The organism is Aquisalimonas sp. 2447, from assembly GCF_012044895.1.
In the GTDB taxonomy this organism is placed as follows: domain Bacteria; phylum Pseudomonadota; class Gammaproteobacteria; order Nitrococcales; family Aquisalimonadaceae; genus Aquisalimonas.
This window is the reverse complement of sequence record NZ_CP050695.1, coordinates 1,901,788-1,925,976: the sequence shown is the minus strand read 5'-3', so window position 1 is coordinate 1,925,976 and position 24,189 is coordinate 1,901,788. Positions and strand designations below refer to the sequence as shown.

Here is a 24,189-nt window from a genome sequence, read left to right as displayed (position 1 = left end):
CTGAACAGGGGAAGCTGCCAGCGTACGGGATCACCGTGAGCGATAACGCCAACAACAACCGGCAGACGGAGGAGATCGGCGACGAGGTTTTGAACGTCGTCAACTTTCTGCGCCGTCACCCGCCATTCGATCGCATGGAGCGCACTGCCGTGCGCGATATGGCGTATCGCCTGGAGGTTGGCCGTTACCCGGCCGGCACCACCATCGCCGACCCCGGCGATGGCCCCGCCGCACGCCTGTTCATCGTCCTCAGTGGGCGCGTGCGCGGCGGCAATCCTGCTCAGACGCATGAAGAGGGCGGTGACTCCTGGGAGCTTCTGCCCGGTGAATGTTTTCCCGTGGGTGCCCTGCTCGCTCGCCGCCCCGTCCGCACGGTGCACGAGGCAGTGGACGAAACAGAATGCCTGGAGCTGGAGTGGTCGGATTTCACCGAGCTGCTGGAGACCTCTTCGGCCTTCAACGACTTCTGCACCCATCGCCTGTCCACCCTGCTGAACACCATGAAGCGCGAGGTGCAGGCGGATGCCATTCGCGGCCTGGGTGAAGACACCTCGCTGAACATCCCGCTGGGCGCACGGCTGCGCCGGGCACCGGTGACCTGCCGCGTTGATACGCCGGTGCGCCAGGCACTGGAGTCCATGAACTCAGAGCATGTCGGCAGCATCGTGGTCACCGACGGCGGCCATCGGCCCGTGGGAGTCTTTACTCTGCGTGACCTGCTCGCCCGGCTTTCGCTGCCGGAGCGCTCCCTGGACACCCGGATAGACGAGGTGATGACGCCGGACCCCGTCTGCCTGCCGCGCTCGGCGTTCGCCTTCGAGGCCGCCATGCTGATGGCGCAGCATGCGATCCACCACGTCTGCTTGGTGGATCGCGGCCGCCTCGTGGGGGTGATCTCGGAGCGCGACCTGTTCTCCATGCAGCGGGTCGGTCTGGTCAATCTGAGCAAGACCGTGGCCCGGGCCGAGAGCGTGGGCGAGCTTGCCCGCCTGCGCCCCGACATCCACCAGCTGGTGGACCAGATGCTGGCGCAGGGCGTGCGCGTGGCACAGATCACACAGATGATCACCATGATCAATGACCAGATCACGCGGCGGCTCATCGAACTGCACCTGCGCGAGGCTGCTGATCTGCCCGAGGTGCAGTTTTCCTGGGTGGCCTTCGGCAGCGAGGCACGCCAGGAGCAGACGCTGAAGACGGACCAGGACAACGGCGCGATCTTCCGGACCCCCGAAGACATGACGCCGGACCAGGTCCGTGAGTCCCTCACGCCCGTGTTCCGGCGCATCAACGAGGCCCTGGACCAGTGCGGTTATCCGCTCTGCCAGGGCAACATCATGGCCAGCAACCCGGAGTGCTGTCTCAGCTTCGAGGAGTGGCAGCAGCGCTTCACCCGCTGGATCGAACAGGGCACACCGGAGCACCTGCTGCAGGCATCCATCTTCTTCGATTTCCGCACCATCGCCGGCAATGCGGAAGATGTGGAGGAGCTGCGTTACTGGCTCCTGGATCGCACGGCCCGCAACAGCCGCTTCCGCCGCCAGATGGCCGCCAATGCCCTGCAGTTGCGCCCACCTCTGGGGGTATTCCGCTCCTTCCGTGTGGATTCACGCGGCGAGTACCGCAACACGCTCAATCTCAAGCTCAACGGCGTCACCCCGTTCGTGGACACGGCACGGCTGTTTTCGCTGGCACACAGGCTACCGGCGACCAACACCCTCTCGAGGCTACGGCTCGCCGCTGACGCCCGGGTCGTCGATCCCGGTGATGTGGACGCCTGGTCCGACGCCTATGATTACATTCAGATGCTGCGCATGCGCATCAACCAGGAACAGCGCGCCGCGGGTGAACCCCTGAGCAATCGGGTAGATCCCAGCGCGCTCAACGACCTTGATCGACGTGTTCTGAAGGAGGCATTTCGCGAAGCGAGGCAACTACAGCAACGACTTGAAAGCATTTATCAGCTCTAGAGCAAGCGATTGACGAATCGCAAAACGGAGGAGAAACCATGTCTGACAACACAGATGAACGCCAAACGGCACGCCTGGAGTACTGGCGGCGCAACGTCAAGGTCATCGGGATACTACTGGCCATCTGGGCCACGGTCTCGCTGGTCCTGGGCATTCTGCTCGGGCCGACGCTGAACCAGCTGGGCTCCATCGGTGGCTATCCGCTCGGGTTCTTCATTGCCCAGCAGGGATCCATCTATGTCTTCCTCGCGCTGATCTTCTTCTACGCGTGGTACATGAACCGACTCGATCGCGAGTTCGGCGTCGAAGAATAATAAAACGGGGGGATTGCACTGATGGATGCACAACAGATCATGAACCTCTCCGTCGTGGGCCTGACGTTCGCGGTGTATATCGGCATCGCGATCTGGGCCCGCACGGGGAGTACGTCCGAGTTCTACGTGGCCGGCAAGGGGATCCACCCGGTGGCCAACGGCATGGCCACCGCGGCGGACTGGATGTCCGCGGCCAGCTTCATCTCCATGGCCGGTCTGATCGCGTTCCTGGGGTATTCCGGGGGCGCCTACCTGATGGGGTGGACCGGCGGCTATGTGCTCATGGCACTGCTGCTCGCGCCGTATCTTCGTAAGTTCGGCAAGTTCACGGTGCCCGAGTTCATCGGTGACCGGTTCTACTCGAAGACCGCGCGCATCATCGCCGTGATATCGCTGCTGGTCATGTCCATCACCTACGTGATCGGGCAGATGCGCGGTGTGGGCATCGCCTTCTCCAACATTCTGGAGGTGCCGCTGGAAATCGGTCTGGTCTCCGGTATGGCGGTGGTGTTCCTGTACTGCGTGTTCGGTGGCATGAAGGGCATCACCTACACCCAGATCGCGCAGTACGTGGTGATGATCTTTGCCTACACGGTGCCGGCCATCTTCATCTCCCTGACCATCACCGGGATCCCGATCCCGCAGATCGGTCTGGGTGCCACCACCGCAGGCGGTGGCGGCGAGTTCCTGATCCAGGCACTCGACAAGACGCTGGTGGAGATCGGCTTCGCGCCCTACAGCGACCTGGCGAACATGAGCATGCTCAACATGTTCCTGCTCACCCTGTCGCTGATGATCGGTACCGCAGGGCTCCCCCACGTCATCGTGCGCTTCTTCACGGTGCCGAAGATGGCCGATGCTCGCCGCTCCGCCGGCTGGGCGCTGGTGTTCATCGCCATCCTCTACACCACGGCACCGGCGGTGGGCGCCATGGCCATGTGGAACACCCTGAACACCGTCATCGACGAACCGACGGAGATCTGGGATAACCGCGAGGCGCTGGCCGAACCGGATGCATGGATGGCGTACGACGAACAACCCGGCTGGATGCGGCACTGGAGCGACGCCGGTCTGCTGACCATCACCGACCACAACGAAGACGGGCACCTCCAGTACTACAACGCCGACGACCCGGACATGCAGGCGTTCGCGGAGGAGCACGGCTGGCAGGGGTCGGAGCTGGAAATCGACCGTGACATCATCGTCCTGGCCAACCCGCAGATCGCCGGTTTGCACCCGATCATCGTCGCCCTGGTGGCGGCCGGTGGTATCGCGGCGGCGCTGTCCACGGCGGCGGGTCTGCTGCTGGCCATCTCTTCGGCGATCTCCCATGACCTGATCAAGGGCGTGATCAAGCCGGACGTCAGCGAAAAGGGAGAGATGCTCGCAGCCCGCATCAGCATGGCAGCGGCCATCATCTTCGCCGGGTATCTCGGGTTGAATCCACCAGGCTTTGCGGCGGAAGTGGTGGCATTGGCATTCGGTCTGGCGGCAGCCAGTCTGTTCCCGACCCTCGTCATGGGCGTGTTCTTCGCCAAGATGAACAAGGAAGGGGCCATTGCCGGCATGCTGGCGGGTCTGGCGACCACCCTGGTGTACATCTTCACCTACAAGGGCTGGTTCTTCTTCCCGGACTTCCCGGCGTTCATGACGCTGCCGGATACCGCCGAGTACTGGCTGTTCGGTATCAACCCGTCGAGCTTCGGCGTCATCGGTGCGATCTTCAACTTCGCGGTGGCAATCATCGTGGCGAAGATGACCGCTCCGCCGCCGAAGGACATCCAGCAGCTCGTGGAGAACGTGCGCGTGCCGCGCTACTGAGCCGGCCCGCACACCGGGGAACCGTCGCGGGTGTTACGATTCAGGAATCGAACACCCCGGCGGGCCCGGCGACTGCAGGACAAGGCCCGCCTCGTGCGGGCCTTTTTTATGCAGACGCTTGCCCGATCCATTGCCCAATGCCGCTCACCCGCCGAGGTCACTGACGCCTCGGCCGCACTGGTCGCACTGCAGCGTCGCCTGATGGATGCCGGCATTGCCGGCCACCAGGCCGGACTGCTCATCAGTGACCTGGTGGATACCCTGACCCGCCAATTCATCATCCTGGCAGAAGAGGAGCTGGGTCCGCCCCCGGGGCCCTATGCCTGGCTCGCCTGCGGATCCCAGGGCCGCGGCGAGCAGTCCGTTCACACCGACCAGGACAATGCCCTGATCTACGCCGACAACCTGCCCGAGGGCGCCGACCGCTGGTTCGCCGCGCTGGCTGAACGCGTAACCCAGGGACTTGCGGACTGCGGCATCGAGCACTGTCCCGGCGGCGTCGGACCGGACCATGCCGACTGGCGCGGATCTGCCACCGCTTGGCGGAGCGCCATCCAGCAGGTCATCCGGGTACCGGAAACCCGCAACGTGATGCTGGCCTCCCACTACTTCGACTTGCGCACGGTCCACGGTGATCCATCGCTACTGGCTGCCATTCGCGCCGATGCGCTGCGGGAAGCCCGCGCCAACCGCCTTTTCATCGCCCGGGTCAAAGAGAACGCGCTGCGCACCCGCGCCGGCGTGGGCCGGCTGCGCCGGTGGCGCACGCCCCTGATCGGTGCACATCGTGGCACCCTGCATCTCAAGCAGCAGGGCCTGTTGCCGGTGCAGCAATTGGCTTTCGCCCACGCCATGGAGGCCGGCATCGATGCGCTGAACACCACCCACCGCCTGCGCCAGGCCGCAGACGCTGGCACCATGCCACCGCGGCACGCGCGGGACCTGGAGCGCGTGCGCAATACCGTCCTCGAACTGCGCAACCGGGCCATTCTGGAACAGATGGATGCCGACGCAGTGCCCACCAACCGCATTCGCCTGTCCGATATGTCACGCCTGGAGCAGGCCCATCTGAAGGCCGCCCTGACACTGGTGCGGGACGCCCAGAACGCACTCGGCCGTGAGATCGCCTGATCGGGGACGTTCGTCGTCGGCAATGGCACCATGGGGGATATCAACACCGGCAGGCCCACAACCGCTGAGGAGGCGCCCATGGTGGGTTGCATGGAACTTTTCCGCCGCACCGCCGGAGCCATAATGCGCCCGGCGCGGGTCCAGGTGCATCGCGACACCCCGTGCGACCAGGTGGCCAGGCAGATGACCGAGCTGGGCGAATCCTGCGCAGTGGTACTAGACGCACGCCGCATCCGGGGCATGGTCCGGGCCGAGGACCTGCTCCGTCTGCCGGCCGAGCGGCTGTCGCCGGAGACGCCCGTTGCCCATTGTCTGCCGCCGGGGCCGCCACTGCTTGTCAGGCGCGGCATGCCCCTGTATCAGGTCCTGGGGCTGCTGCAGCAGCAACAACGGCAGCAGGCGCCGGTGGTCACCGCCGAAGGTGCGGTGTGCGGCATCGTCCACGAGCGGGACTGCCTGGGCAGCAGCATCGAGGGTGTGACAGGTCACTTCCAGCACGTGCTCGCCGGCACCAGCGCCACCACACTGGCCCGGGCACGGGAGCGCCAGCCGCACCTGCTCGCCGGCCTGCTGGATCAGGGTCTGCGGGGCCATCAGCTGCAGGAAGTGATATCGCGTCTCAACGACAGCATCCACCGTCAGGCCTTTGCCATCGCACGGGATGCCATGGAACAGGATGGCTGGGGACAGGCGCCCTACCCCTTCGCCCTCGTGCTCATGGGATCCGGCGGGCGCATGGAGAGTTTTCTCGATCCCGACCAGGACAACGGCCTGGTCATCGCCGATTACCCGGACACCGAACATGGCGCCGTGGACCGGTATTTCAGCGAACTGGCGAGGCGCGTCATCGGCCTTCTGGACCACAGCGGCATCCGCCTGTGCACGGGCAACGTCATGGCCACCAATCCGTTGTGGCGCAAGACGCTCACACAGTGGCACCAGCAGGTCCGCGGCTGGCTGCGGTCGCGTTCACCCCAGGGTTTTCTTCACAGCAACATCCTGCTGGACTGTCGTGGCGTGGCCGGTGACATGCCGCTGGCCCGCGCCATGCGCGGGGACCTGGTCGCACAATTGTCGGGCTCCGCCACCTTCGTACGCTCCCTGACCCTGAACGACTCCATCCGCGAAGTCGGGCTCGGCTGGTTCGACCGGCTGATCACCGACACCGGCGAGAGCGCCCATGCAGGCGAAATCGACCTTAAGCGCCACGGCATCATGCCCATTGTCGAGATCGCCCGGCTCTATGGGCTGGCGCATGGGCTGGAAGCGACCTCCACGCCGGAGCGGCTGAATGCCCTGCGGGAACAGGGAACGCTGGACGCGGACGACAGCAATGCCCTGAAGGAAGCCCATGCATTCATGGCGGAACTGGTATTCCGCCAGCAGCTCAGTGACTGGAGGGCGGGCCGGATAACAGGGAAGCACGTGGCGCCCGAGGCGCTGAATCGGTGTGACCGGGAAGCGCTGGTGCGCAGCCTGAAGACCTCACAATCCATGGTCCGCAAACTGAGCCGCGATCTGGCGGGCGGCGCAGAGCATTAGCATCCGCGTGCCGGCGGCCGCTCAGTGGCCGTCACTCGATTCCCGTTCCCGGGAACGGCGCACGCTGAGGAGCACGAAGCGCACGTTGTAGAGGAACCCCATCAACAGCGCAAAACCGGCGGTCACCACGAACAGGGGGAATAGCCAGGTCACGCCCATCAGCTGGCTGATCCACAGCGAGGCAATGCTGATCACCGCCATGGGGATGCCGACCTTCATCATCATCCGCAGCCACGAGTCGTCGGTGACCTTGCTGCCGTCTTCCTGATCGCTCATGTATTGCCTCGCGAGTACCTTGGAAACCTTCATCCTACCCGTGTTTACGGAAGCGATGCCAGGCCGGTCGGCGACGGCGGGGACGCCTGAAATCGCGGCCGCCGTGTGGTAGCGTCTGACCCATGAACCCGCGCCAGCAAGTCACCCTGGTCACCTTTGCGCTCGCCGCGCTGAGCGGCGTGATCATCGGCGGCACGGTCTACGCCATGGCGCCCGCGGATGCCGCGATGGGCCTCGCCTCCGCCGCCGGGGTTCTGGCGGCGGCCATGATGGTGGTGGCTGGTGTCCTCGTGGACCGGCTGATCATGCGTCCGTCCCGCAAACTCGTCCGCGGCATCCGTGCCATGCTGGAGTCCCGCTCCCCGGAGCAGGGCATCGCCATGCCTCGCTACCATGCGCTCGGCAGCCTGCCGGCGGCCACCGAGGAGTTCGCCCAGGCGCTGAAGGCTTCGCGACGCGAGATCCGCCAGGCTACCGAAGCCGCCACCGCCCGCGTGGAAGAGCAGAAAACCTGGCTGGAAGTCATACTGCAGAGCCTCAGCGAGGGCGTTGTGGTCTGCAACCGCCAGCAGCAGATCCTGCTCTACAACAACGCCGCGGTGTCCATTCTCGGCCAGCCGGAAGCCATCGGCCTGGGCCGACCACTGTTCAACATTCTCTCGCGGGCACCGGTGGAACACACCCTGGAGCGCCTTGAGCGCCATCACGCCAACGGCGCGTCTGCCGCCTCGGAACTCACGGCACCCTTCGTCTGCAGCAGCCTCGACGCCGGGCAGATGCTGCACGCCCGTGTGGCGCTGATCCTGGATAACAACGGCGCGATCAGTGGTCACCTGATTACCCTGGTGGACATCTCCGACGACGTTGCCCTGCTGGCCCGGGGCGACGCCATCCGACTGGCACTGACCCGCGAGCTGCGCGGCGTCGTCGGCAACCTCCTGGCCGCGGCGGAGACGCTGCACGGCTACCCGGACATGGGCCCCGATGAACGACGCTCCTTTGATGACGTCATCCTGCGGGAAAGCGAGACCCTGAGCCGCCGCATCCAGGAACTGGGACAGGAGATCAGCGGCCAGCTGCTAGGGCGCTGGCCCATGGCGGACGTGCACGTCAGTGACCTGGCGAGCTGCGTCCAGAGGCGGCTGGAGGATACCCCGGAGCTGCAGCTGCAGCTTGTGGGCATGCCCCTGTGGCTGCACGGTGACAGCCTGTCGCTGATGCAGATGCTGGATTGCCTGGTCCGGCGGGTTCATCAGGAGACGGCAGCCAGGGAGTTCGACCTGGAGGCCCTGCTGGCGGACAAGGCCGTGTACCTGGACCTTCGCTGGCAAGGGGCCCCTTTGTCCGCCGATATCATCGAGGACTGGCTGAATACGCCCTGCGACGACGAGGCCAGCGGCCAGCGCATGCGCGAGGTGCTGGAACGCCACGACTGCGAGCCGTGGAGTCAGACCTCGCGGGAGGCCGGCCAGGCGCTCGTACGCTTACCCCTGCCGGCCCCCAACCGCCCTCAGTTCCTGCCCGAACCGGAACGGCTACCAGCCCGCCCCGAGTTCTACGACTTCGGCCTGATGCGCAAGCACGCCGGCGACGAGGAACTGGCGGCAACACCGCTACGAGAACTCTCCTTCGTGGTCTTCGACTGCGAGATGACGGGACTGGACCCCATGGGCGGCGACGAGATCATCTCCATCGCCGGCGTGCGGGTGGTCAAGCACCGGGTGCTCACAGGTGAAACGTTCGAGCGACTGGTGAACCCGGGCCGTTCCATTCCGGAGGACTCCATCCGCTTCCATGGCATTACCGAGGATCAGGTCCAGGACAAGCCTGCCATCCAGGTCGTGCTGCCACAGTTCAAGCAGTTCGTCGGCGACGCGGTGATGGTGGCCCACAACGCCGCCTTCGACATGAAGTTCATCAGTCTCAAGCAGGAAGAAAGCGGGGTCGAGTTCGACAATCCCCTGCTGGACACCCTGCTGCTGTCCCACATGCTGGACGGCGACGAGGAAGATCATTCCCTGGATGCCCTGTGCCAGCGCTACGGCATCACCGTCACGGGCCGCCACACCGCGCTGGGCGACACGCTGGCCACTGCTGAACTGCTGGTGCGGCTCATCGACCGGCTGGAGGCCAAGGGGCTGGACACCTGGGGTGAAGCCATGCGCGCATCGAACATGGCCGCGCAGATCCGGCAGCGCTCGGCCATCGTGCACGCTTCCATGTCAGGGTAATCCGGTCGGCGCCGCCGGACCCGATCAGGCCGACTGGCCGAGACGCTGGAGCTCGCCAAATGTATCGGTGTTGTCCAGCAGATGCGCGAGAGTGAAGGTGTTGAGCTGATCGACGAAGGCCTGCCGGGCGCTGTCGAACACTGTCTTGAGAGAACAACCGCCGCACAGCGGACATGGCTGTCGACTGCAGTCAACAATGGCCAGGGAGTCTTCCATGGCCACCACCACGTCGCCGATGCGGATCTCCTCTGCTGGCCGCGCCAGAGTCAGCCCCCCTGCCCGCCCCTTGGCGGTGGCGAGAAAACCCTTCTGTGCCAGCCGATGCACCACTTTGCGCAAGTGCTCCAGCGAGATGGCATAAGCGGCGGAAATCTCCCGCATGGTCACCCGCCGCTCCCGGTGGGCGCCGGCAAACATCAACACACGCAGGCTGTAGTCGGTATGGTAAGTGAGTTCCATGGATGCCTCTGCCTCAGGCCGGATTATCGGGCGAGAGTCGTAACAGTCGCGCCCGCCAGAGCACCGGCCCGGACTCAAGCTGTTCCCAGGTGTACACTCCAGCGTAGCGCTCATGGATGTGACCACGCAGCCTCTCGGGCTCGGCATCGGTCACCAGCAGCAGGTCCTCGCCAGGGGTCAGGGCGCCCAGGGTGAGTTCCAGCAGCGGCAGCCGCTCCCGCGGATCGTGGACACGCAGATCGAGCACCGCCGTATACTGGTGCTCCAGCGCCGACTTCGGCACAGTGTGTGCCATTGCTCGCTCCTCCAGCGATGGAGTGACACCGTCTCCAGGCAGAACCCGACACCCGGCGTCCGATCGCCGGGAAATCCATGGTCTCGCCCACCTGTACGGATCGATGCTTTTATAATACATTATTTGCCGCTACGGCACATGTACCCGAATCACCCGGAGCTCACATGACCTACGTCGTCATCGACAGCTGCATCAAGTGCAAGTACACCGACTGCGTGGAAGTCTGCCCCGTGGACTGCTTCCACGAAGGACCGAATTTCCTGGTCATCGACCCGGACGAGTGCATCGATTGCACTCTCTGTGAACCGGAATGCCCGGTGGAGGCCATCTACTCGGAAGACGACCTGCCACCGGAGAAGTTCGACTTTCTGGAGCTCAACGCCGAGTTATCCCAGAAGTGGCCGGTGATCACCGAGCAGAAAGACCCGCCGCCGGACGCCGATGACTGGGCGGACGTGCCGGACAAGCTCCAGTATCTGGAGCGATAGCCCAGGGCAACGACACCCGGCCCACAGTACAGCTTGCGCCGGGTGCCGCCCATCGGCTACAACACGCCGCATGTCCGAAGAAAGCATTCAGGAACGCAAACGGCGTCTGCGGGAAACCGCGCTTGCAGGCCGCGATCGGCTGCCCGCCGATGCCCACCGCGCTGCCAGCGACCGGATCCGTGAGCAGGTACTTCGACTCCCTGATATCGCGGAAGCGCGCACCGTGTTCGTGTTCGTCTCCTTCGGCAGCGAGGTGGATACCCACGGCCTCATCGACAGCCTCCTGGCCCGCGGCCAGCAGGTGGCCGTTCCCCGCATCATGGACGCCACCACCATTCGTGCCGTGCCCATGGACAGCTGGGATGACCTCGCCCCGGGCAAGTGGGGAATTCTCGCGCCGCTACGCGACGATCCGGCACCCGGCCCCTTCGATGCAGCCATCATCCCCGGGGTCGCCTTCACCGAGAGCCGGCAACGGATCGGTCACGGGCGAGGCTACTACGACCGCTGGCTGGAGGCGAACCCGGTGGGGTCCAGCATCGCCCTCGCCTTCGAGCTGCAGCTGGTCCCGGAGTTGCCCGTGGAACCGCACGACCGGTCCGTGGACAGGATCGTCACCGAAGACCGCGTGATCAGTCGCTGAGGCAGGAGCAGTCTGCACGCTGCCGCTGCCGCTGCCGACATCCGCCGCCGCGGAAGTCAGTTAGCGTTATCGGCACGGCGTGCCAGGATGCGGTCCAGGTGATTGGCAAACTGCTGGCGATCGCTCTTGCTCATGGCGGGCGCGCCCCCGGTGTCAATGCCGCTGGCGCGCATGGTGTCCATGAAATCTCGCATGTTCAGGCGCGAGCGGATGTTCTCCCGGGTATGTAGCTCGCCCCGCGGACTCAGAGCCACGGCGCCCTTCTCAATGACCTCGGCGGCCAGCGGGATGTCACCCGTGACCACCAGATCGCCGGAGGCAACCCGCTGGACAATCTCGTTATCGGCGACATCGAAGCCGGACGCCACCTGCATGGAGCGGATCCAGGGCGACGGCGGGACGCGAATCGGCTGGTTCGCCACCAGCGTTGTGGTCGTTTGCGTGCGCGCCGCCGCCTTGAACAGGATTTCCCGGATCACCACCGGACAGGCATCCGCATCCACCCAGATCTGCATAGTCCTCCCTTGGCCCCCGTCACCCGTCGCACGTGCGGTGACTTTGCGTACGCCATAAACTGTGTTTTCTTGCTGACATTAGATCATACCCGGAGAAGCGAACGTGACTGGCGATCGTGACGTGCTGGTGGTCCGTGATGACCGCATGCTGGAACACAAGCCCCAGGCGAGCGATCCGTACCTGCCGGGGCGCCTGGAAAAGCGAGTGCGGGAGATTCTCTCGGGGCTGCAGGTGCAGTGGAATTACCCGGAGCACCCGGGACGGCTGAGCGCCATCAACGAAATCCTCGAGCGCACCCCCATCCCCGGGGTGCGCTTCCGGCAGGGTCGTGCGGCAAGTGAGGACGAACTCGCGCGCGTGCACACTACCTCCTACCTGCGGGAAATCAACGCCCTGCGCGGCAAACATGCCTGGTTGGACGTGGACACCACCGCGGTCTCTCCGGGCAGTCTGGAGGCTGCGGAGGTCGCCGCCGGCTCCGCGGTCATGGCCGTGGAAGCGGTCATGCGCGGCGAAGCCCAGACCGCGTTCGCCCTGTGCCGGCCACCGGGTCACCATGCCGAGCCCGCCCGCGCCCGCGGTTTCTGCCTGTTCAACAATGTGGCGGTCGCTGCCGCACATGCGCTGGAGGAGCTGGGTGCTGAGCGTGTGCTGATCGTGGACTGGGACGCCCACCACGGCAACGGCACCCAGGATATTTTCTGGGCATCGCCCCATGTATTGTTCTTCGATACCCACCGCGGCAGCCCGTTCTATCCTGGCTCCGGCTTGCTGGACGAGATAGGCGCCGGCCTCGGGGAAGGCTACACCGTCAATGTCCCTCTGCCCGCCGGCGCCGGGGATCAGGCAGTGATCAAGGCCTTCGAGGACATACTGGTGCCGGCGGCGGACTGGTTCGCCCCGGATCTGGTCCTGGTCTCCGCCGGCTTCGACCCGCACCGGCTGGACCTGTGCCTGAACATGAGCCACGAGGGCCTTGCCCGCCTGGCCACCATCACCCGGGAAATCGCCGAGCGCCATTGCCACGGACGCCTGGCTCTGGTGCTGGAAGGCGGCTATCACCTGGATTCCCTCTCCAATGGCGTGCACACGGTCCTGCGGACGCTGGCGGGGGAGGACATTCCTGTGCCGCCGGAGCCGGGAATCCAGGAGGTCGCCGAGGCCGCCGCCTTCCACCGCAATGCCTTTGGCGGGGAATGAGCGCGCCGTAACGGCGTGACAGCACTGCCTCTGATCAGCCATCCTGACAAAAAGATCGGAGGAGAGAGCCTTGGATACCGGTTTTATCACGCGGCGCAGTCAGTGGCCGGGAGCCCGCGTTCGCGGCCACCGTCCGGCGGTGTCCTTCGAGGACGGCGAAACGTGGACGCATGACACCCTTCGACAACGTGCCAATAGCGTTGCCAACAGTCTGCTCGCCCACGGGATCGGTCACGGCGACCGGGTCGGCATTCTGCTGTACAACACCCTGGACTACTGGACGCTCTACCTGGCCACCGCCCGCATCGGCGCCATTGCCGTCCGGCTCAACTTCCGCCTGACCGCCGAGGAACTGGCATTTGCCATCAACGACTCCGGCTGTCGGCTGCTATGTTTCCACGCCAGCCTGGCAAAGACCCTGGAATCCGTGCGCCCGGATGTCCGGGTCGAGCATTACGTAGGTCTGGCCGATGACGAGAGCCCGCTGCCCCATTGGGCAGCCCCGTTCTCGACTCTGACCACCGGCGCAACGGAGGAACCGGCCTGCCCGCGGCCGGCGCCGGACGACCCGGCCATGCTCATGTACACCTCCGGCACCACGGGCCGCCCCAAGGGGGCCCTGTGGAACCACGCCAACACTCTCTGGTTCACCGCCATGCAGGCCATGCAGTGGCAACTGGACGAGCACTGCGTCGCCATGACCACCGGACCCATGTACCACGTGGGCGCGGTGGAAGACCTCACCAGTGCCGCACTGGCCGTGGGCGGGCATGCGGTGGTGCTGCGCAGTGGCGGTTTCAGCATCCGCCGGGTGATGGAGATTGTTCAGCAACGGCGGGTCACCGACTTGTTCCTGTTCCCGTTCATGATCTACGAACTGGCGCAACTGGAGGCGGACGAAGCGGCCGGCTACGACATGGGCAGCGTGCGCCGCATTCTCTCCGGGGGCGATCCACTGCTGCCCTGGGCCACCGACGTGCTGCGTCAGCGGTATCCGTGGATCGAGGTCATCCAGGTCTTCGGCCTGACCGAGGGCACTCCCATCGCTGCAGCCTCCACCGGCGAAGAGACATTGAGCCATCCCGAAAGCGTCGGCCGGCCGATGCCATTCACGGAAATCACCTTGCGGGACGACCAGGGCGGTATCGCCGACCCCGGCGAGGAGGGGGAGATCTGGATCCGCAGCCCGGTGGTCTGCGAGCGCTACTGGAACCGGCCCGACGCCACCGCCGAGACCTTCGTCGACGGCTGGTGTCGCACCGGGGACCTGGGTCGGTTCACCGACAATGGGCTGCTGTGCATCGCGGGACGCAAGAAGGACATGATTCGTACCGGCGGGGAGAACGTCTACCCGGCCGAGGTGGAGGACATACTCATGCGCCACCCCGACATCCGCGAAGTGGCCGTTATCGCCGTTCCCGACCCAAAGTTCATCGAGACGGTGTGCGCCGTGGTGGTGCCAGGCGCGGACGCGGACATCGATGAACAGGCCGTGGTGCAGCATTGCCGGCAGTCCCTGGCCGGTTACAAGTGCCCCCGCCATGTGGTTTTTGCCGACTCACTGCCACGCACGCCCTCCGGCAAGCTGATGAAATACAAACTGCGCGAGTCACACCGGTCACTGGGCTCGGACCCCGGGGGCTGACCGGCGCGTCCCGCACCGTTCAGCTTGCTCACGCGTGGATTTCACTCCGCAGAGCCCGGGGATACTTCTCGCAGAACCTGTCGTGGACCACCTGGAGCTTCTCTGCGCGGCGGCTGTCTCCGCGGGCCCGGGCCATGGCGATATCCTCCGTGATCATGTGCCGTATCCGCACCACTCCCTCCTCCGTGCGAACGAGGCAGTGTCCCAGTTCCATGGCAACCATTTCGTGGCAGTGTTCATGTTCGGCAATGGCTTCCACTTCTTCCTCGGTGAGATCCGTCATCGCGAGGCAATCCTCAAATGTCAGCATCATCATTCTCCTCCGTCCGCATCCGGGGGGCTTGGTGCCGGGGCAGACGGGTAGTGCAGTGCCGTTCCGGGGCGTCAGCAGCTTCAGGGACTCCTTGAAAGCCGCATCAAAGTAAGAATAGACCACGGTGGCCGATTCGGACACGGTACCGGATCAATTATCCTCCGCCGATTCACCCCAGCGCTGCGGGACGCGCTGGATCGCATCGGTGTCATATCCCCGTTCGCCAAGGAACGCGACGATGCGCTGGTACTCTGCCTCCGGCATCTCGGGCTCCCGCGCCATAATCCAGACATAGTCGCGCCGGGTGCGGCCAATGACCGTGTGCTGGTATTCGTCGTCCAGGTAGATGATCAGGAACTCGGCCTTGATGGGCCAGATGAACTGCATGCCCCACTCGGCATTGTCCTCGCTACGCACGAACCCCTTGGGATTGTAGCGCTTGAGCTCACCATCGAACGCGCCCTGACGAAAGGTGAACACGGTGTCGATGGTGCCGTCATCGTTGAGGCTGTAGCTCTCCACGGCGTTGTGGGCGTCGCGCTCCAGGAACGTGGGGATGTTGGCGATCACATACCAGTCTCCCATATAGCGCTCCAGATCCACGTGGTCGACGGTTTCCATGGGCGGGCGACTCTGGCAGGCGACCAGCAGGAGGGCGGCAACAGCAACGGATAGCAGACCGGCACGGATCATTGGCATTGTCTCGGGTGAACAGGGTACTGTTTCGATCCGTCGGGGGTGCGGGAGTTCAACGGGCTCTGGAGCAATGGCAGGAAATAGACAGGAATCACCACAGCGCGCCGGGTTCCGGCACGGGCTGAGCAAGATCGCGCCCATGATTCCCGGTGTGATCCCGTTCGGGATGACTGCCGGTATCGCTGCGCTGGAGGCGGGGCTGGACCCCATGGTCGGAATCGCCATGTCGGTGATCATCTTCGCCGGTGCGGCGCAGCTGGTGGCAGCCCAGCTCATCGGCGACGGCGCCCTGCCGCTGATGGTCGTGGTCACCGCACTCATCATCAACCTGCGCATGCTCATGTACAGCGCCTCGCTGGCTCCCCATCTGGGCCATATCCCCACGCACTGGAAAGCGACCACGGCCTATCTGCTGACGGACCAGGCCTACGCCGTCAGCATCACGCAGTTCGTGCACGGCCGGGTGGACGGTCCGAAACAGTGGTTCTACCTGGGCGCGGCCCTGCCACTGTGGGTGGTCTGGCTGTTCGCCACGGCGCTCGGCGTCTGGCTCGGAGCGGCCGTCCCCCCGGCATGGCAAGTGGGTTTTGCCCTGCCCCTGGTGTTTCTGGTCCTTCTGGTCCCGGTGATTCGCGACCGCCCCAGTGCCATTGCCGCCATTACCGGCGGCGGCATTTCCCTGGCTGCCCACGATGCGCCCTATCACCTCGGGCTGAGCATTGGCGCCGTGGCCGGGGTAACAGCCGGTGTCATCGCCGAGATTGCCCTGCACCGCCGGAGACGGGAAACATGAGCACCTGGGCGCTATGGACCATCATTGTTGTTATCGGCATCGGCACGTTCCTGTTTCGCTTCGCCGGACTGCAACTGCTGGGCGGGCGCAGCCTGCCCGACGGCGTCATGCGTGTGCTGCGTTACGTCCCGGCGGCCGTGATTGCCGCCATCGTGGTGCCGGCCATTATCCAGGGCGGCCCGACCCCCGGGTTCACGCTGGAGAACACGCGGCTGCTGGCGGGACTGGTGGCCGCCGGCGTCGCCTGGGGCACCCGCAGCGTGCTCGGCACGCTGGCCGCGGGCATGGGGACTCTGTGGCTGCTGGAATGGTTGCTCGGATCCTGACTCTGCCCCCGTGTGCCATCGGCGTGATCTGAATCAAGCGGAACCACCCCGAATCTGGTACTACTTGGTGCTCAGTCACTGGCAGGGGTTCGCCATCATGCACGGCTCCGGTTCACATCGGCGGTGGCGCCTGAGCGCGTCGCTGCTTGCGCTGTACCTGGTGCTGGCGCTGCTGCCCGTGACCCTCGCAGCCGTTCAGGGGCTGGAGCCACGGCCCTGGCGGGATGAGCTGGCTACCGGTCTCGGCCTCGCCGGGTTTACCATGCTGTTAATGGAGTTCCTGCTTTCCGGCCGGTTCAAGCGACTGTCGGCGCAGGTGGGACAGGACCGGGTCATGCAGTTCCATCAAGTGATGGCCTATGTCCTGCTGGCCTTTCTGCTGCTCCACCCGTTCCTGTACAGCCTGCCCATGGGGGAGACGCCCCCCACCGTCCCGGCAGGAGAGGAGTGGCTACGGCTGTCCCTCTGGCCCGGCCTCAGCGGCATACTGGCCTGGGTTCTGCTCGCGATGCTGGTATTCATGGCCATTGCCCGCGATGACCTCCCCATGCGTTACGAGGCCTGGCGCTTCAGCCACGGACTGGGCGCGCTCCTGATCGCCCTGTTCGGGCTGCACCACACCCTCGAGGCCGGCCGCTACAGCCAGGATGTCTGGCTCACCGGATTCTGGGTGCTCGGCGTCCTGGTCGCCGTGGCGTCACTGGTCCACGTCCACGTCATCATTCCCCTGCGCCAACGGCGCTATCCACTCAAGGTCGTCACGGTGCAACAGGAGGCGGAGCGGATCTGGACGGTGGAGCTGGAGCCCGACACCGCGGCAGGCCATCCTGGCACCGTGTTCCCGTATCGGGCTGGTCAGTTCGCGTGGCTCAAGCTTGAACGCCCACTGTTCCGCATCACCGAACACCCGTTCTCCATCGCGTCGGCACCCGCCCAGTGGCCACGCATCGCCTTCTCCATCAAGGAGGCGGGGGACTTCACCAACGGCATCGGCGAACTCGCCCCGGGAACCCGTGCGTATCTCGACGGCCCCTACGGCCATTTCACGCTGGACGAAAGCGACGCCCGACCGCTGGTGCTCGTGGGCGGCGGCGTCGGCATGGCTCCGATCATGGCGCTGCTCCGGGAACTGCGGGCACGGCAGTCGCAGCGCACCCTGGTGGTGGTTCAGACGAACAGGGATATCGCTCAGCAACTCTACACGGCGGAACTGGAGGCAATGACCAGCGAGCTCGATCTGCGCGTGCACTACATGCTCTCCGCCCCCCCGGCGGACTGGGATGGCCTCACCGGTCTCCCGGACGCAACGCTCCTGCAGCAGGTGGTCCGGGTGCCGCCACAGGACTGCGTGTATTACCTCTGCGGCCCGCCGGCCATGATCGACACCCTCGAGCACGGGCTACTGAGCCGTTTAGGTATCCCCGCCGGACAGGTCGTGTCCGAGCGCTTCCGCTACTCCCTGCGAACCCGCCGCGGCTCCAGCACGCGACTGCTGGCAGCCACCGTCGGTGCGGCCCTGATCATCCTCGCCGGCGTCGCCTCGTTCGCGGTGCGGTAGCAACGACATGACCGATGCGATGGACACCGGACGCACCGGGCGCCTGATCGGGTTTCTTGTGGCCCCCGTGGTTGCCGTCGTGCTCATGCTGCTCGGCCCGCCGGAAGGGCTCGACGGCGACGCCTGGACCGTCGCGGTCCTGACACTGTTCATGGCCACATGGTGGATCACCGAGGTGGTCCCGATCCCGGTCACCGCCCTGCTGCCGATCGTGGTGTTGCCGGTCGCCGGCGTTGGCACCCCGGCGGACGTGACCACCCCGTATGCCAACCCGCTGGTGTTCCTTTTCCTGGGCGGCTTCGTCATCGCCCTGGCCATCCAGCAATGGGGGCTGCACAGGCGCATGGCCCTGCTGTTGCTCCACTACTGCGGACAACGCCCCGATCATGTGGTCGGGGGCTTCATAGCGGGCAGTGCGGGGCTCAGCATGTGGGTGAGCAATACGGCCACAGCCGCCATGATGCTGCCCATCGGCCTGTCCGTGCTCGCTGTCATGGACACCACCCGGGGCGAACACGACGCGATGTCACAGCATCGCTTCTCCCTGGCGCTGCTGCTGGGAATCGCCTTTGGCGCCAACGTCGGCGGCATGGCGACGCTCATCGGCACGCCACCCAACGCCATTCTGGCGGGGTTCATGAGCGACACGTATGGCGTGCAGATCGGCTTCGGCCAGTGGATGGCCGTGGGCATGCCGGTGAGCCTGGTGTTACTGCTGGCCTGCTGGTGGGCGCTGACACGCTGGGCGTTTCCACTGGACCGCCGCCCCGCCGAGGGCATCAGCGCGATCATCCGTGACCGCCGCGCCGAACTCGGGCCCATTTCCGGAAGCGAGCGCCGGGTGCTGTTGGTGTTCCTGGGCACCGCCCTGGCGTGGGTCTTTCGACCACTACTGGAAACAGTTACCGCGGCCTCGATCTCCGACGCCGGCATCGCCATCACGGCCGCCGTCGCGTTGTTTCTTTTGCCGGCTGCCGGACCGCGCCGTGCCGCCCTGCTGGACTGGAAGAGCACCCGCGAGCTGCCCTGGGGCGTGATCATACTCATCGGTGGCGGTTTGAGCCTGGGCACCGCCATCGAGGCCAGCGGCCTTGCCGCCGCCGTGGCGGAGCAACTCACCGCGCTGGGCGCCCTGCCTCTGGTTGTGGTGGTCACCGCGGTGGTCGGGCTGACCATATTGCTCAGTCATGTGGCCAGCAACACGGCCACCGCCGCCACACTCATGCCCGTGGTCACCAGCGTGGCGCTGTCCATCGACCGGCCACCGCTGGTGCTCGCCGTCGCCGTGGCCCTGGCGGCCTCCTGTGCCTTCATGCTGCCCGTGGCGACACCACCCAACGCCATCATCTTCGGCAGCGAGCGCCTGCGGGTAGCGGACATGGCGCAGGCAGGCTGGCGGGTCACTTTATTCGCAATTCCGTTGATTCTTGCCGGCAGCCTGATCCTCACTCCGTGGTTACTGCTGCGGTAGAGACAGCGTCGTCGACTCTTGTTCTGGATCAATTTCCCGCTCTTCCAACCCCGCTAGACTGCACCTAACATGTAGTTCAAATGCATTTTCGTGGGGCAACGCCAATGGCACCACCTCTGCTCTCCATCGGTTTTCGGCCCTTCTTCCTCGTGGCGTCCTGGTTTGCCGTGCTCGTAATGGTGGTCTGGGTCAGCTTTCTGACCACGGGGGCACCGGCACCGGGGCCCTGGGACCCGATACTCTGGCACGGGCACGAACTGCTGTTCGGCTTCACCGCCGCCGTCATCGCCGGCTTTCTGCTCACCGCCGCGCAGAACTGGACCAAGCGGCAGACCTGCACCCCGCGCAGCCTCATGGTTCTCGTCACCCTGTGGCTGGCGGCACGGCTCGGGTTCCTGGTGCCGGGGGCCATGCCCATGTGGCTGCTTACGGTGCTGGATCTGGCCTTCTTCCCGCTGCTGGCGATCATGCTGGCCACGGCGCTGATCCCTGCGGAGAACCGGCGCAATTACGCCTTTATCCCCCTGCTGCTGGCTTTTACCGTGCTCAACGGCATGATTCACGCCGACTTCCACGGCGTGGCACCCGGGCTCGGCAGTACCTCCATGGATCTCGCCATCTGGCTCATCACCGTGCTGCTGGTCTTCATGGGCGGACGCATCATTCCCTTCTTCACCGCCAACCGCCTGCCAGGGCTTGGTGTACGCCAGTGGCCCTGGCTGAACTGGGCGTCCACCCTGAGCACCCTGGCGATCCTGCCGGTGTACCTGGTGATCGGCCGGGATCCGTGGCTCGCGGTAGTCCTGACCGCGGCATCACTGTTCACCCTGGTGCGACTGCTAGCGTGGAAACCCTGGGGCACGGTGCGTGACCCCCTGCTGTGGATCCTGCACGCCAGTTATCTGTTCATCCCCTTCGGCCTGGGTCTGCAGGCAGCGTACGTGGGAGGCATTGCCGGGACCTGGAGTGCCGGCGTGCACCTGCTGATGATCGGCGCCATGGGCGGGCTGTGCCTGGGAATGATGGCCCGGGTCGCCCTGGGGCACTCCGGTCGCCCCCTCGCGGCGCCCCCGCTGATGGTCGGTGGCTTCGCGGCAATCCTGCTGGCCGCCGCCGCAAGGCTCCTGGTTGCCCTGGGCGTTGGCCCCGCCTGGCTCATGGGAGCCTCCGGGGTACTGTGGATGGTCGCCTTCGCGCTCTACGCCGTGCTGTACACGCCGATCCTGCTGAAACCCCGTGCAGACACTGCAGCCGCAGCCCGGAAGCCCGGGATGACTGTCCGCAACTGACATTGCGCAGGATAAAGTGCGTCGGAATTAATGTACCCTCCCGGGCGTACACCTGAACGACGGATACCCCATGATTCAACGCGCCCCCGATCGGGCCGACCCGACAGGTTCCACGCTCCAGCGCGCCCACCGAGGCAGTGACCATCCCGACAAACACGGCCCGGCATGGCGACACCTCGCCTTCGTCAGTCTGGCCGTACTCGCCTCCGCGTGCAGTGACGACACCATCGAGTACGGGCCGGATGTCGAGACGAGACCTCTGCAACTGGCACCGCCGGAAGAAGCCGGGGTGCTTCACGTCACGGCTCGAAACGGCTCCACCACCTACTACCTGGATCGCCACGAACAGCCCACCGGGCCCGAGTACACCCTGGTTTCGGCCTTCGCCGAGGCCCAGGACTGGGACGTGGAGTGGAACATGGTCGGGTCCACCGGGGAGGTGCTGGGAACCCTGGCTGCCGGAGAAACGCACATCGCGGCCTCGGGGCTGACTCAGGTTGCCTCGCGGAACGCGCACTTCACCCGCGGACCGGCGCACACAGAGGTGGTGGAACAGCTCGTGTGCCACCGGGAATTCCGGCCCATGCCCCGGACTCCCGACGCTCTCGATGGCGTGGACATCCATGTGACGGCGAACTCCAGCTACACGCACACCCTCGACCGTCTGGCGGAGCAACACGAGGACATCGCGTACACGGAGGACAGCGACCGCACAACCGAGATCCTGCTCTCCCGGGTCGCCGAACAGACCGTGGACTGCGTGGTCGCAGACGCCAACATCGTCCAGGTAATGCGCCGCCATTTCCCCACCCTGGAGGTTGCGATGAACCTGACTGACGGGCGCAACCTTGGCTGGTACTTGCCCCGGGACGCCGAGGGCCTGGCCAGCACCGCGCGGGAATGGATGAACAGCCGCCAGGGGGACGAAACCATCGCCCAGGTGGAACAGCGCTACTACGCCTATATCGGCGAGTTCGATTTCGTTGACCTTCGCGCGCTGAACCGCCGCATCGAGGAGCGCCTCCCGCGATTCCGTGACGCCTTCCTGCGCGCCGAGCAGGAGACCGGCATGCCCGCGGATCTGCTGGCCGCCCTCGCTTACCAGGAATCGCACTGGGATCCACAGGCTGTCTCGCCCACGGGGGTGCGCGGGATCATGATGCTCACGCAGCCCACTGCACAGTCGCTGGGCGTGACCAATCGGCTCGATCCGGATCAGGCCATTGATGCCGGCGCCCGCTATCTTGCGGACCGCCATCGTCGCCTGCCCGACTCTATCCCCGAGCCCGACCGGACCTTCCTGGCTCTGGCCAGCTACAACATCGGTCGCGGGCATCTACTGGATGCCCGCCAGCTCGCCCGCGATCTGGACCGCAACCCGGATTCCTGGCAGGACATGCGGGAAGTACTCCCGCTCAAGGCGGACAAGCGCTACTACCCGAGCACACGCCACGGTTACGCGCGGGGCTACGAACCAGTCCACTATGTGCAGCGCATACGCAACTACCGGGACGTTATCAGCCCTGCCTTCGAGTAGCGCCGCATCGGCCTGCGGACGCAGATGCACGGCACCCGCCTGCCCCCGGAATGCAACACTTGCCGGTTTCGTTTCATTCAACTAGGGTTTTCCGGGAGCCCTCAACGAGGCTCCCGACATTCACCACTATGAAAAGGAATGAAGCGACATGAAACGGACGACACTCGGACTCGCAGCCATCGCTTTCGGTTTCAGCGCTGCCGCCAGCGCCGACAACACCGATTCCATCTGTGCGGCACAGGAAGCCGCGGCCCCTGAACTGATCGATGCCCGTGACGACGGCGTGCCTCTCGACGAGGTGATCGGGGAAATTCAGGCCAATGCGAGTCACGACGCTTCTGCGAACGTTCTCAGCGAATCCACCGAGGCGCTCTATGAGAACAACTCCCTGGGCACCGAGGAAGCCGCTTCCATGATCCGTGAACGGTGCGAGAACGCCCTGGGCTGAGCGTCCACGGCCGGGCGCTGACCAGGCGTCCGGCCCCGCCCGCAAGGGCTTGGTGCAACGGCGCGACGATGCTATATTACGCGCCTTCAAAGGGGCTGTAGCTCAGTTGGGAGAGCGCGACATTCGCATTGTCGAGGTCAGGGGTTCGATTCCCCTCAGCTCCACCAGGCATAACATGAAGCCCTTGTTTTCAAGGGCTTTTTTTTTGGCGCCAGGCACGATCCATCAGCCTGTCCAGTGTTCCTCGCAACACTACTCAAGCGTTACCGGCCTTTCGGAACTCATTAGTCAGGGTGGGTTGCCGGTTGCGCGGCAACCGGCGTGGTCCCCCGCGTGCGACGCCGCTCCGCCAGGCTCAGCAGCACCAGCGGACCCACGATCAGTGCGGAACCAATGAAGAACCAGACATCCGGTACTTCCTGAAACCACCACCAGCCGAAGGCGATTGCCCAGATCAGCCCGGTGTACTCCGCGCTGGTCACCTGGTTTGCCGCCACATGCCGATAGGCAAGAATCACCGTGGTGTGATAACCGAGAATGAACACTGCCGACCCCAAGGCCGCTGTCATCAGGGTCCAGTCCCAGGCCGCGCCCTCCCAGAGCATCAGCACCAGCGCCACGGGCAGCCCGTAGACGTGGGTGAGAAGAAGGATATGCGCCATGGACTGGCCCCAGGGCAGCTTTCTGACCAGCAGCGCATTCGTACCCAGCGCCGCTGCCGCCACCAGAGCGCTAACCCCCTGCCAGGAGAACTCCAGCGGCCGGAGAATGACCAGAATCCCGATGAACCCGCTGATGACCGCGAATACGCTGAGCCCGGTCGCCCTCTCCCTGAACACCGCGACTGCCAGCACCATGACGATCAGCGGCGCGGCATAGAACAGTGCGTTTGCCGTGGCCAGAGGCAGATTGGTGAGTGCCACCACCATGCAGGCGACGCCAATGATGCTGATCTGGGCGCGCACCAGGTGAATGCGGGTGCCGCGAAAGAGTTGTTTCCGATCAATCATCGGCAGAAACGGGGCCAGGATGGCCAGCGTGCACAACAGCCGCATGAAGACGAACTGGAACAGGGGGATATCGGAACCCTGAACCTTGATGATGATATCGGAGAAGATGGCTGCCAGGTTGCCGATGACCAGCAGTATGATCGCCCCCTGCAATGTCCGGCCCGACATGCTCCTGAACCTCCACGTTGACGTGCCGTACCATGATGGCGCGCCATGC

At 65.1% G+C, this 24,189-nt stretch carries 24 protein-coding genes and 1 tRNA gene; 18 read left to right on the top strand and 7 right to left on the bottom strand.

The features are described 5' to 3' along the window. Positions 1 to 35: 35 nt before the first annotated feature. The 5 genes from KU884_RS09085 to KU884_RS09065 all read left to right on the top strand — a co-directional run bounded on the left by KU884_RS09085 (position 36) and on the right by KU884_RS09065 (position 6,778). Positions 36 to 1,970 carry a DUF294 nucleotidyltransferase-like domain-containing protein gene (locus tag KU884_RS09085; RefSeq protein ID WP_305793270.1) on the top strand — a complete coding sequence of 645 codons (1,935 nt, stop codon included), beginning with the start codon at positions 36 to 38 and terminating at the stop codon, positions 1,968 to 1,970. A gap of 38 nt (positions 1,971 to 2,008) precedes the next feature. Beyond that, positions 2,009 to 2,284, top strand: a complete 276-nt coding sequence (locus tag KU884_RS09080; RefSeq protein ID WP_167782342.1) for a DUF4212 domain-containing protein — start codon at positions 2,009 to 2,011, stop codon at positions 2,282 to 2,284. Between the two features lie 21 nt (positions 2,285 to 2,305). Beyond that, on the top strand, positions 2,306 to 4,105 hold the full coding sequence (locus KU884_RS09075; protein ID WP_167782341.1) for a sodium:solute symporter family protein: 1,800 nt from the start codon (positions 2,306 to 2,308) through the stop codon (positions 4,103 to 4,105). Positions 4,106 to 4,213: 108 nt separating this feature from the next. Next, the gene (locus KU884_RS09070) at positions 4,214 to 5,236 is read left to right on the top strand and encodes a DUF294 nucleotidyltransferase-like domain-containing protein (protein ID WP_167782340.1); all 1,023 of its coding nucleotides are present in this window, start codon (positions 4,214 to 4,216) and stop codon (positions 5,234 to 5,236) included. A 90-nt stretch (positions 5,237 to 5,326) separates the two neighbouring features. Next, a complete protein-coding gene (locus KU884_RS09065) occupies positions 5,327 to 6,778 on the top strand; it encodes a DUF294 nucleotidyltransferase-like domain-containing protein (RefSeq protein WP_167782339.1) in 1,452 nt (483 codons plus the stop codon). A gap of 21 nt (positions 6,779 to 6,799) precedes the next feature. On the opposite strand, the gene KU884_RS09060 is transcribed toward KU884_RS09065, so the two are convergent. Continuing rightward, positions 6,800 to 7,054 (bottom strand): hypothetical protein, encoded by a 255-nt coding sequence (locus KU884_RS09060; protein WP_167782338.1) that lies wholly within the window; start codon positions 7,052 to 7,054, stop codon positions 6,800 to 6,802. Between the two features lie 122 nt (positions 7,055 to 7,176). On the opposite strand from KU884_RS09060, the gene KU884_RS09055 reads away from it, so the two are divergent. Further along, positions 7,177 to 9,285, top strand: a complete 2,109-nt coding sequence (locus KU884_RS09055) for an exonuclease domain-containing protein (protein ID WP_167782337.1) — start codon at positions 7,177 to 7,179, stop codon at positions 9,283 to 9,285. A 24-nt stretch (positions 9,286 to 9,309) separates the two neighbouring features. Here the strand turns inward: KU884_RS09055 and KU884_RS09050 are convergent, their stop codons facing one another. Next, positions 9,310 to 9,744 carry an Rrf2 family transcriptional regulator gene (locus KU884_RS09050; protein WP_167782336.1) on the bottom strand — a complete coding sequence of 145 codons (435 nt, stop codon included), beginning with the start codon at positions 9,742 to 9,744 and terminating at the stop codon, positions 9,310 to 9,312. A gap of 13 nt (positions 9,745 to 9,757) precedes the next feature. Continuing rightward, complete coding sequence (locus tag KU884_RS09045) at positions 9,758 to 10,039, bottom strand: DUF2249 domain-containing protein (RefSeq protein ID WP_167782335.1); 282 nt, start codon at positions 10,037 to 10,039, stop codon at positions 9,758 to 9,760. A 164-nt stretch (positions 10,040 to 10,203) separates the two neighbouring features. On the opposite strand from KU884_RS09045, the gene fdxA reads away from it, so the two are divergent. Both fdxA and KU884_RS09035 read left to right on the top strand, forming a co-directional pair. Beyond that, the gene (gene fdxA, locus KU884_RS09040) at positions 10,204 to 10,527 is read left to right on the top strand and encodes a ferredoxin FdxA (protein ID WP_167782334.1); all 324 of its coding nucleotides are present in this window, start codon (positions 10,204 to 10,206) and stop codon (positions 10,525 to 10,527) included. Positions 10,528 to 10,597: 70 nt separating this feature from the next. After that, on the top strand, positions 10,598 to 11,170 hold the full coding sequence (locus tag KU884_RS09035; protein WP_167782333.1) for a 5-formyltetrahydrofolate cyclo-ligase: 573 nt from the start codon (positions 10,598 to 10,600) through the stop codon (positions 11,168 to 11,170). A 56-nt stretch (positions 11,171 to 11,226) separates the two neighbouring features. Here KU884_RS09035 and KU884_RS09030 read toward each other — a convergent pair whose 3' ends face one another. Continuing rightward, the gene (locus KU884_RS09030) at positions 11,227 to 11,685 is read right to left on the bottom strand and encodes a YaiI/YqxD family protein (protein ID WP_167782332.1); all 459 of its coding nucleotides are present in this window, start codon (positions 11,683 to 11,685) and stop codon (positions 11,227 to 11,229) included. Between the two features lie 103 nt (positions 11,686 to 11,788). On the opposite strand from KU884_RS09030, the gene KU884_RS09025 reads away from it, so the two are divergent. Then, positions 11,789 to 12,886: a histone deacetylase gene (locus KU884_RS09025; protein ID WP_217351455.1), complete on the top strand. Its 1,098-nt coding sequence runs from the start codon at positions 11,789 to 11,791 to the stop codon at positions 12,884 to 12,886. A gap of 70 nt (positions 12,887 to 12,956) precedes the next feature. Next, complete coding sequence (locus KU884_RS09020) at positions 12,957 to 14,531, top strand: class I adenylate-forming enzyme family protein (protein WP_167782331.1); 1,575 nt, start codon at positions 12,957 to 12,959, stop codon at positions 14,529 to 14,531. Between the two features lie 28 nt (positions 14,532 to 14,559). Here KU884_RS09020 and KU884_RS09015 read toward each other — a convergent pair whose 3' ends face one another. Beyond that, the gene (locus KU884_RS09015) at positions 14,560 to 14,814 is read right to left on the bottom strand and encodes a hypothetical protein (RefSeq protein ID WP_254432224.1); all 255 of its coding nucleotides are present in this window, start codon (positions 14,812 to 14,814) and stop codon (positions 14,560 to 14,562) included. A 180-nt stretch (positions 14,815 to 14,994) separates the two neighbouring features. Continuing rightward, positions 14,995 to 15,537 carry a lipocalin family protein gene (locus KU884_RS09010; protein WP_217351454.1) on the bottom strand — a complete coding sequence of 181 codons (543 nt, stop codon included), beginning with the start codon at positions 15,535 to 15,537 and terminating at the stop codon, positions 14,995 to 14,997. Positions 15,538 to 15,610: 73 nt separating this feature from the next. Between KU884_RS09010 and KU884_RS09005 the strand changes: the two genes are divergently transcribed. From KU884_RS09005 to KU884_RS08970, 8 genes are all read left to right on the top strand, one after another. After that, on the top strand, positions 15,611 to 16,333 hold the full coding sequence (locus KU884_RS09005; protein ID WP_167782328.1) for an AzlC family ABC transporter permease: 723 nt from the start codon (positions 15,611 to 15,613) through the stop codon (positions 16,331 to 16,333). Continuing rightward, on the top strand, positions 16,330 to 16,659 hold the full coding sequence (locus tag KU884_RS09000; protein WP_167782327.1) for an AzlD domain-containing protein: 330 nt from the start codon (positions 16,330 to 16,332) through the stop codon (positions 16,657 to 16,659). Before KU884_RS09005 ends, KU884_RS09000 begins: the two co-directional genes overlap by 4 nt. A gap of 97 nt (positions 16,660 to 16,756) precedes the next feature. Continuing rightward, on the top strand, positions 16,757 to 18,217 hold the full coding sequence (locus KU884_RS08995) for a ferric reductase-like transmembrane domain-containing protein (protein ID WP_167782326.1): 1,461 nt from the start codon (positions 16,757 to 16,759) through the stop codon (positions 18,215 to 18,217). Between the two features lie 7 nt (positions 18,218 to 18,224). After that, complete coding sequence (locus KU884_RS08990; RefSeq protein ID WP_167782325.1) at positions 18,225 to 19,688, top strand: DASS family sodium-coupled anion symporter; 1,464 nt, start codon at positions 18,225 to 18,227, stop codon at positions 19,686 to 19,688. Between the two features lie 104 nt (positions 19,689 to 19,792). Beyond that, a complete protein-coding gene (locus tag KU884_RS08985; protein ID WP_167782324.1) occupies positions 19,793 to 20,977 on the top strand; it encodes an NnrS family protein in 1,185 nt (394 codons plus the stop codon). Positions 20,978 to 21,047: 70 nt separating this feature from the next. After that, a complete protein-coding gene (gene mltF, locus KU884_RS08980) occupies positions 21,048 to 22,514 on the top strand; it encodes a membrane-bound lytic murein transglycosylase MltF (protein ID WP_167782323.1) in 1,467 nt (488 codons plus the stop codon). A 148-nt stretch (positions 22,515 to 22,662) separates the two neighbouring features. Then, the gene (locus tag KU884_RS08975) at positions 22,663 to 22,962 is read left to right on the top strand and encodes a hypothetical protein (protein WP_167782322.1); all 300 of its coding nucleotides are present in this window, start codon (positions 22,663 to 22,665) and stop codon (positions 22,960 to 22,962) included. Between the two features lie 91 nt (positions 22,963 to 23,053). Further along, positions 23,054 to 23,129: transfer RNA gene (locus KU884_RS08970), tRNA-Ala, on the top strand. 117 nt (positions 23,130 to 23,246) lie between these two features. Here KU884_RS08970 and KU884_RS08965 read toward each other — a convergent pair. Then, complete coding sequence (locus tag KU884_RS08965) at positions 23,247 to 24,140, bottom strand: DMT family transporter (protein ID WP_167782321.1); 894 nt, start codon at positions 24,138 to 24,140, stop codon at positions 23,247 to 23,249. Positions 24,141 to 24,189: the final 49 nt, after the last annotated feature.

Coding starts and splice junctions, on each gene's coding strand:
- KU884_RS09050 (WP_167782336.1), bottom strand. CDS start 9,744: ATGGAACTCACTTACCATACCGACTACAGCCTGCGTGTGTTGATGTTT.
- KU884_RS09080 (WP_167782342.1), top strand. CDS start 2,009: ATGTCTGACAACACAGATGAACGCCAAACGGCACGCCTGGAGTACTGG.
- KU884_RS09060 (WP_167782338.1), bottom strand. CDS start 7,054: ATGAGCGATCAGGAAGACGGCAGCAAGGTCACCGACGACTCGTGGCTG.
- KU884_RS09010 (WP_217351454.1), bottom strand. CDS start 15,537: ATGATCCGTGCCGGTCTGCTATCCGTTGCTGTTGCCGCCCTCCTGCTG.
- KU884_RS08995 (WP_167782326.1), top strand. CDS start 16,757: ATGCACGGCTCCGGTTCACATCGGCGGTGGCGCCTGAGCGCGTCGCTG.
- KU884_RS09055 (WP_167782337.1), top strand. CDS start 7,177: ATGAACCCGCGCCAGCAAGTCACCCTGGTCACCTTTGCGCTCGCCGCG.
- KU884_RS09015 (WP_254432224.1), bottom strand. CDS start 14,814: ATGACGGATCTCACCGAGGAAGAAGTGGAAGCCATTGCCGAACATGAA.
- KU884_RS09035 (WP_167782333.1), top strand. CDS start 10,598: ATGTCCGAAGAAAGCATTCAGGAACGCAAACGGCGTCTGCGGGAAACC.
- KU884_RS09030 (WP_167782332.1), bottom strand. CDS start 11,685: ATGCAGATCTGGGTGGATGCGGATGCCTGTCCGGTGGTGATCCGGGAA.
- KU884_RS08985 (WP_167782324.1), top strand. CDS start 19,793: ATGGCACCACCTCTGCTCTCCATCGGTTTTCGGCCCTTCTTCCTCGTG.
- KU884_RS08990 (WP_167782325.1), top strand. CDS start 18,225: ATGACCGATGCGATGGACACCGGACGCACCGGGCGCCTGATCGGGTTT.
- KU884_RS08975 (WP_167782322.1), top strand. CDS start 22,663: ATGAAACGGACGACACTCGGACTCGCAGCCATCGCTTTCGGTTTCAGC.
- fdxA (WP_167782334.1), top strand. CDS start 10,204: ATGACCTACGTCGTCATCGACAGCTGCATCAAGTGCAAGTACACCGAC.
- KU884_RS09000 (WP_167782327.1), top strand. CDS start 16,330: ATGAGCACCTGGGCGCTATGGACCATCATTGTTGTTATCGGCATCGGC.
- KU884_RS09005 (WP_167782328.1), top strand. CDS start 15,611: ATGGCAGGAAATAGACAGGAATCACCACAGCGCGCCGGGTTCCGGCAC.
- KU884_RS09070 (WP_167782340.1), top strand. CDS start 4,214: ATGCAGACGCTTGCCCGATCCATTGCCCAATGCCGCTCACCCGCCGAG.
- mltF (WP_167782323.1), top strand. CDS start 21,048: ATGATTCAACGCGCCCCCGATCGGGCCGACCCGACAGGTTCCACGCTC.
- KU884_RS09065 (WP_167782339.1), top strand. CDS start 5,327: ATGGAACTTTTCCGCCGCACCGCCGGAGCCATAATGCGCCCGGCGCGG.
- KU884_RS09045 (WP_167782335.1), bottom strand. CDS start 10,039: ATGGCACACACTGTGCCGAAGTCGGCGCTGGAGCACCAGTATACGGCG.
- KU884_RS09075 (WP_167782341.1), top strand. CDS start 2,306: ATGGATGCACAACAGATCATGAACCTCTCCGTCGTGGGCCTGACGTTC.
- KU884_RS08965 (WP_167782321.1), bottom strand. CDS start 24,140: ATGTCGGGCCGGACATTGCAGGGGGCGATCATACTGCTGGTCATCGGC.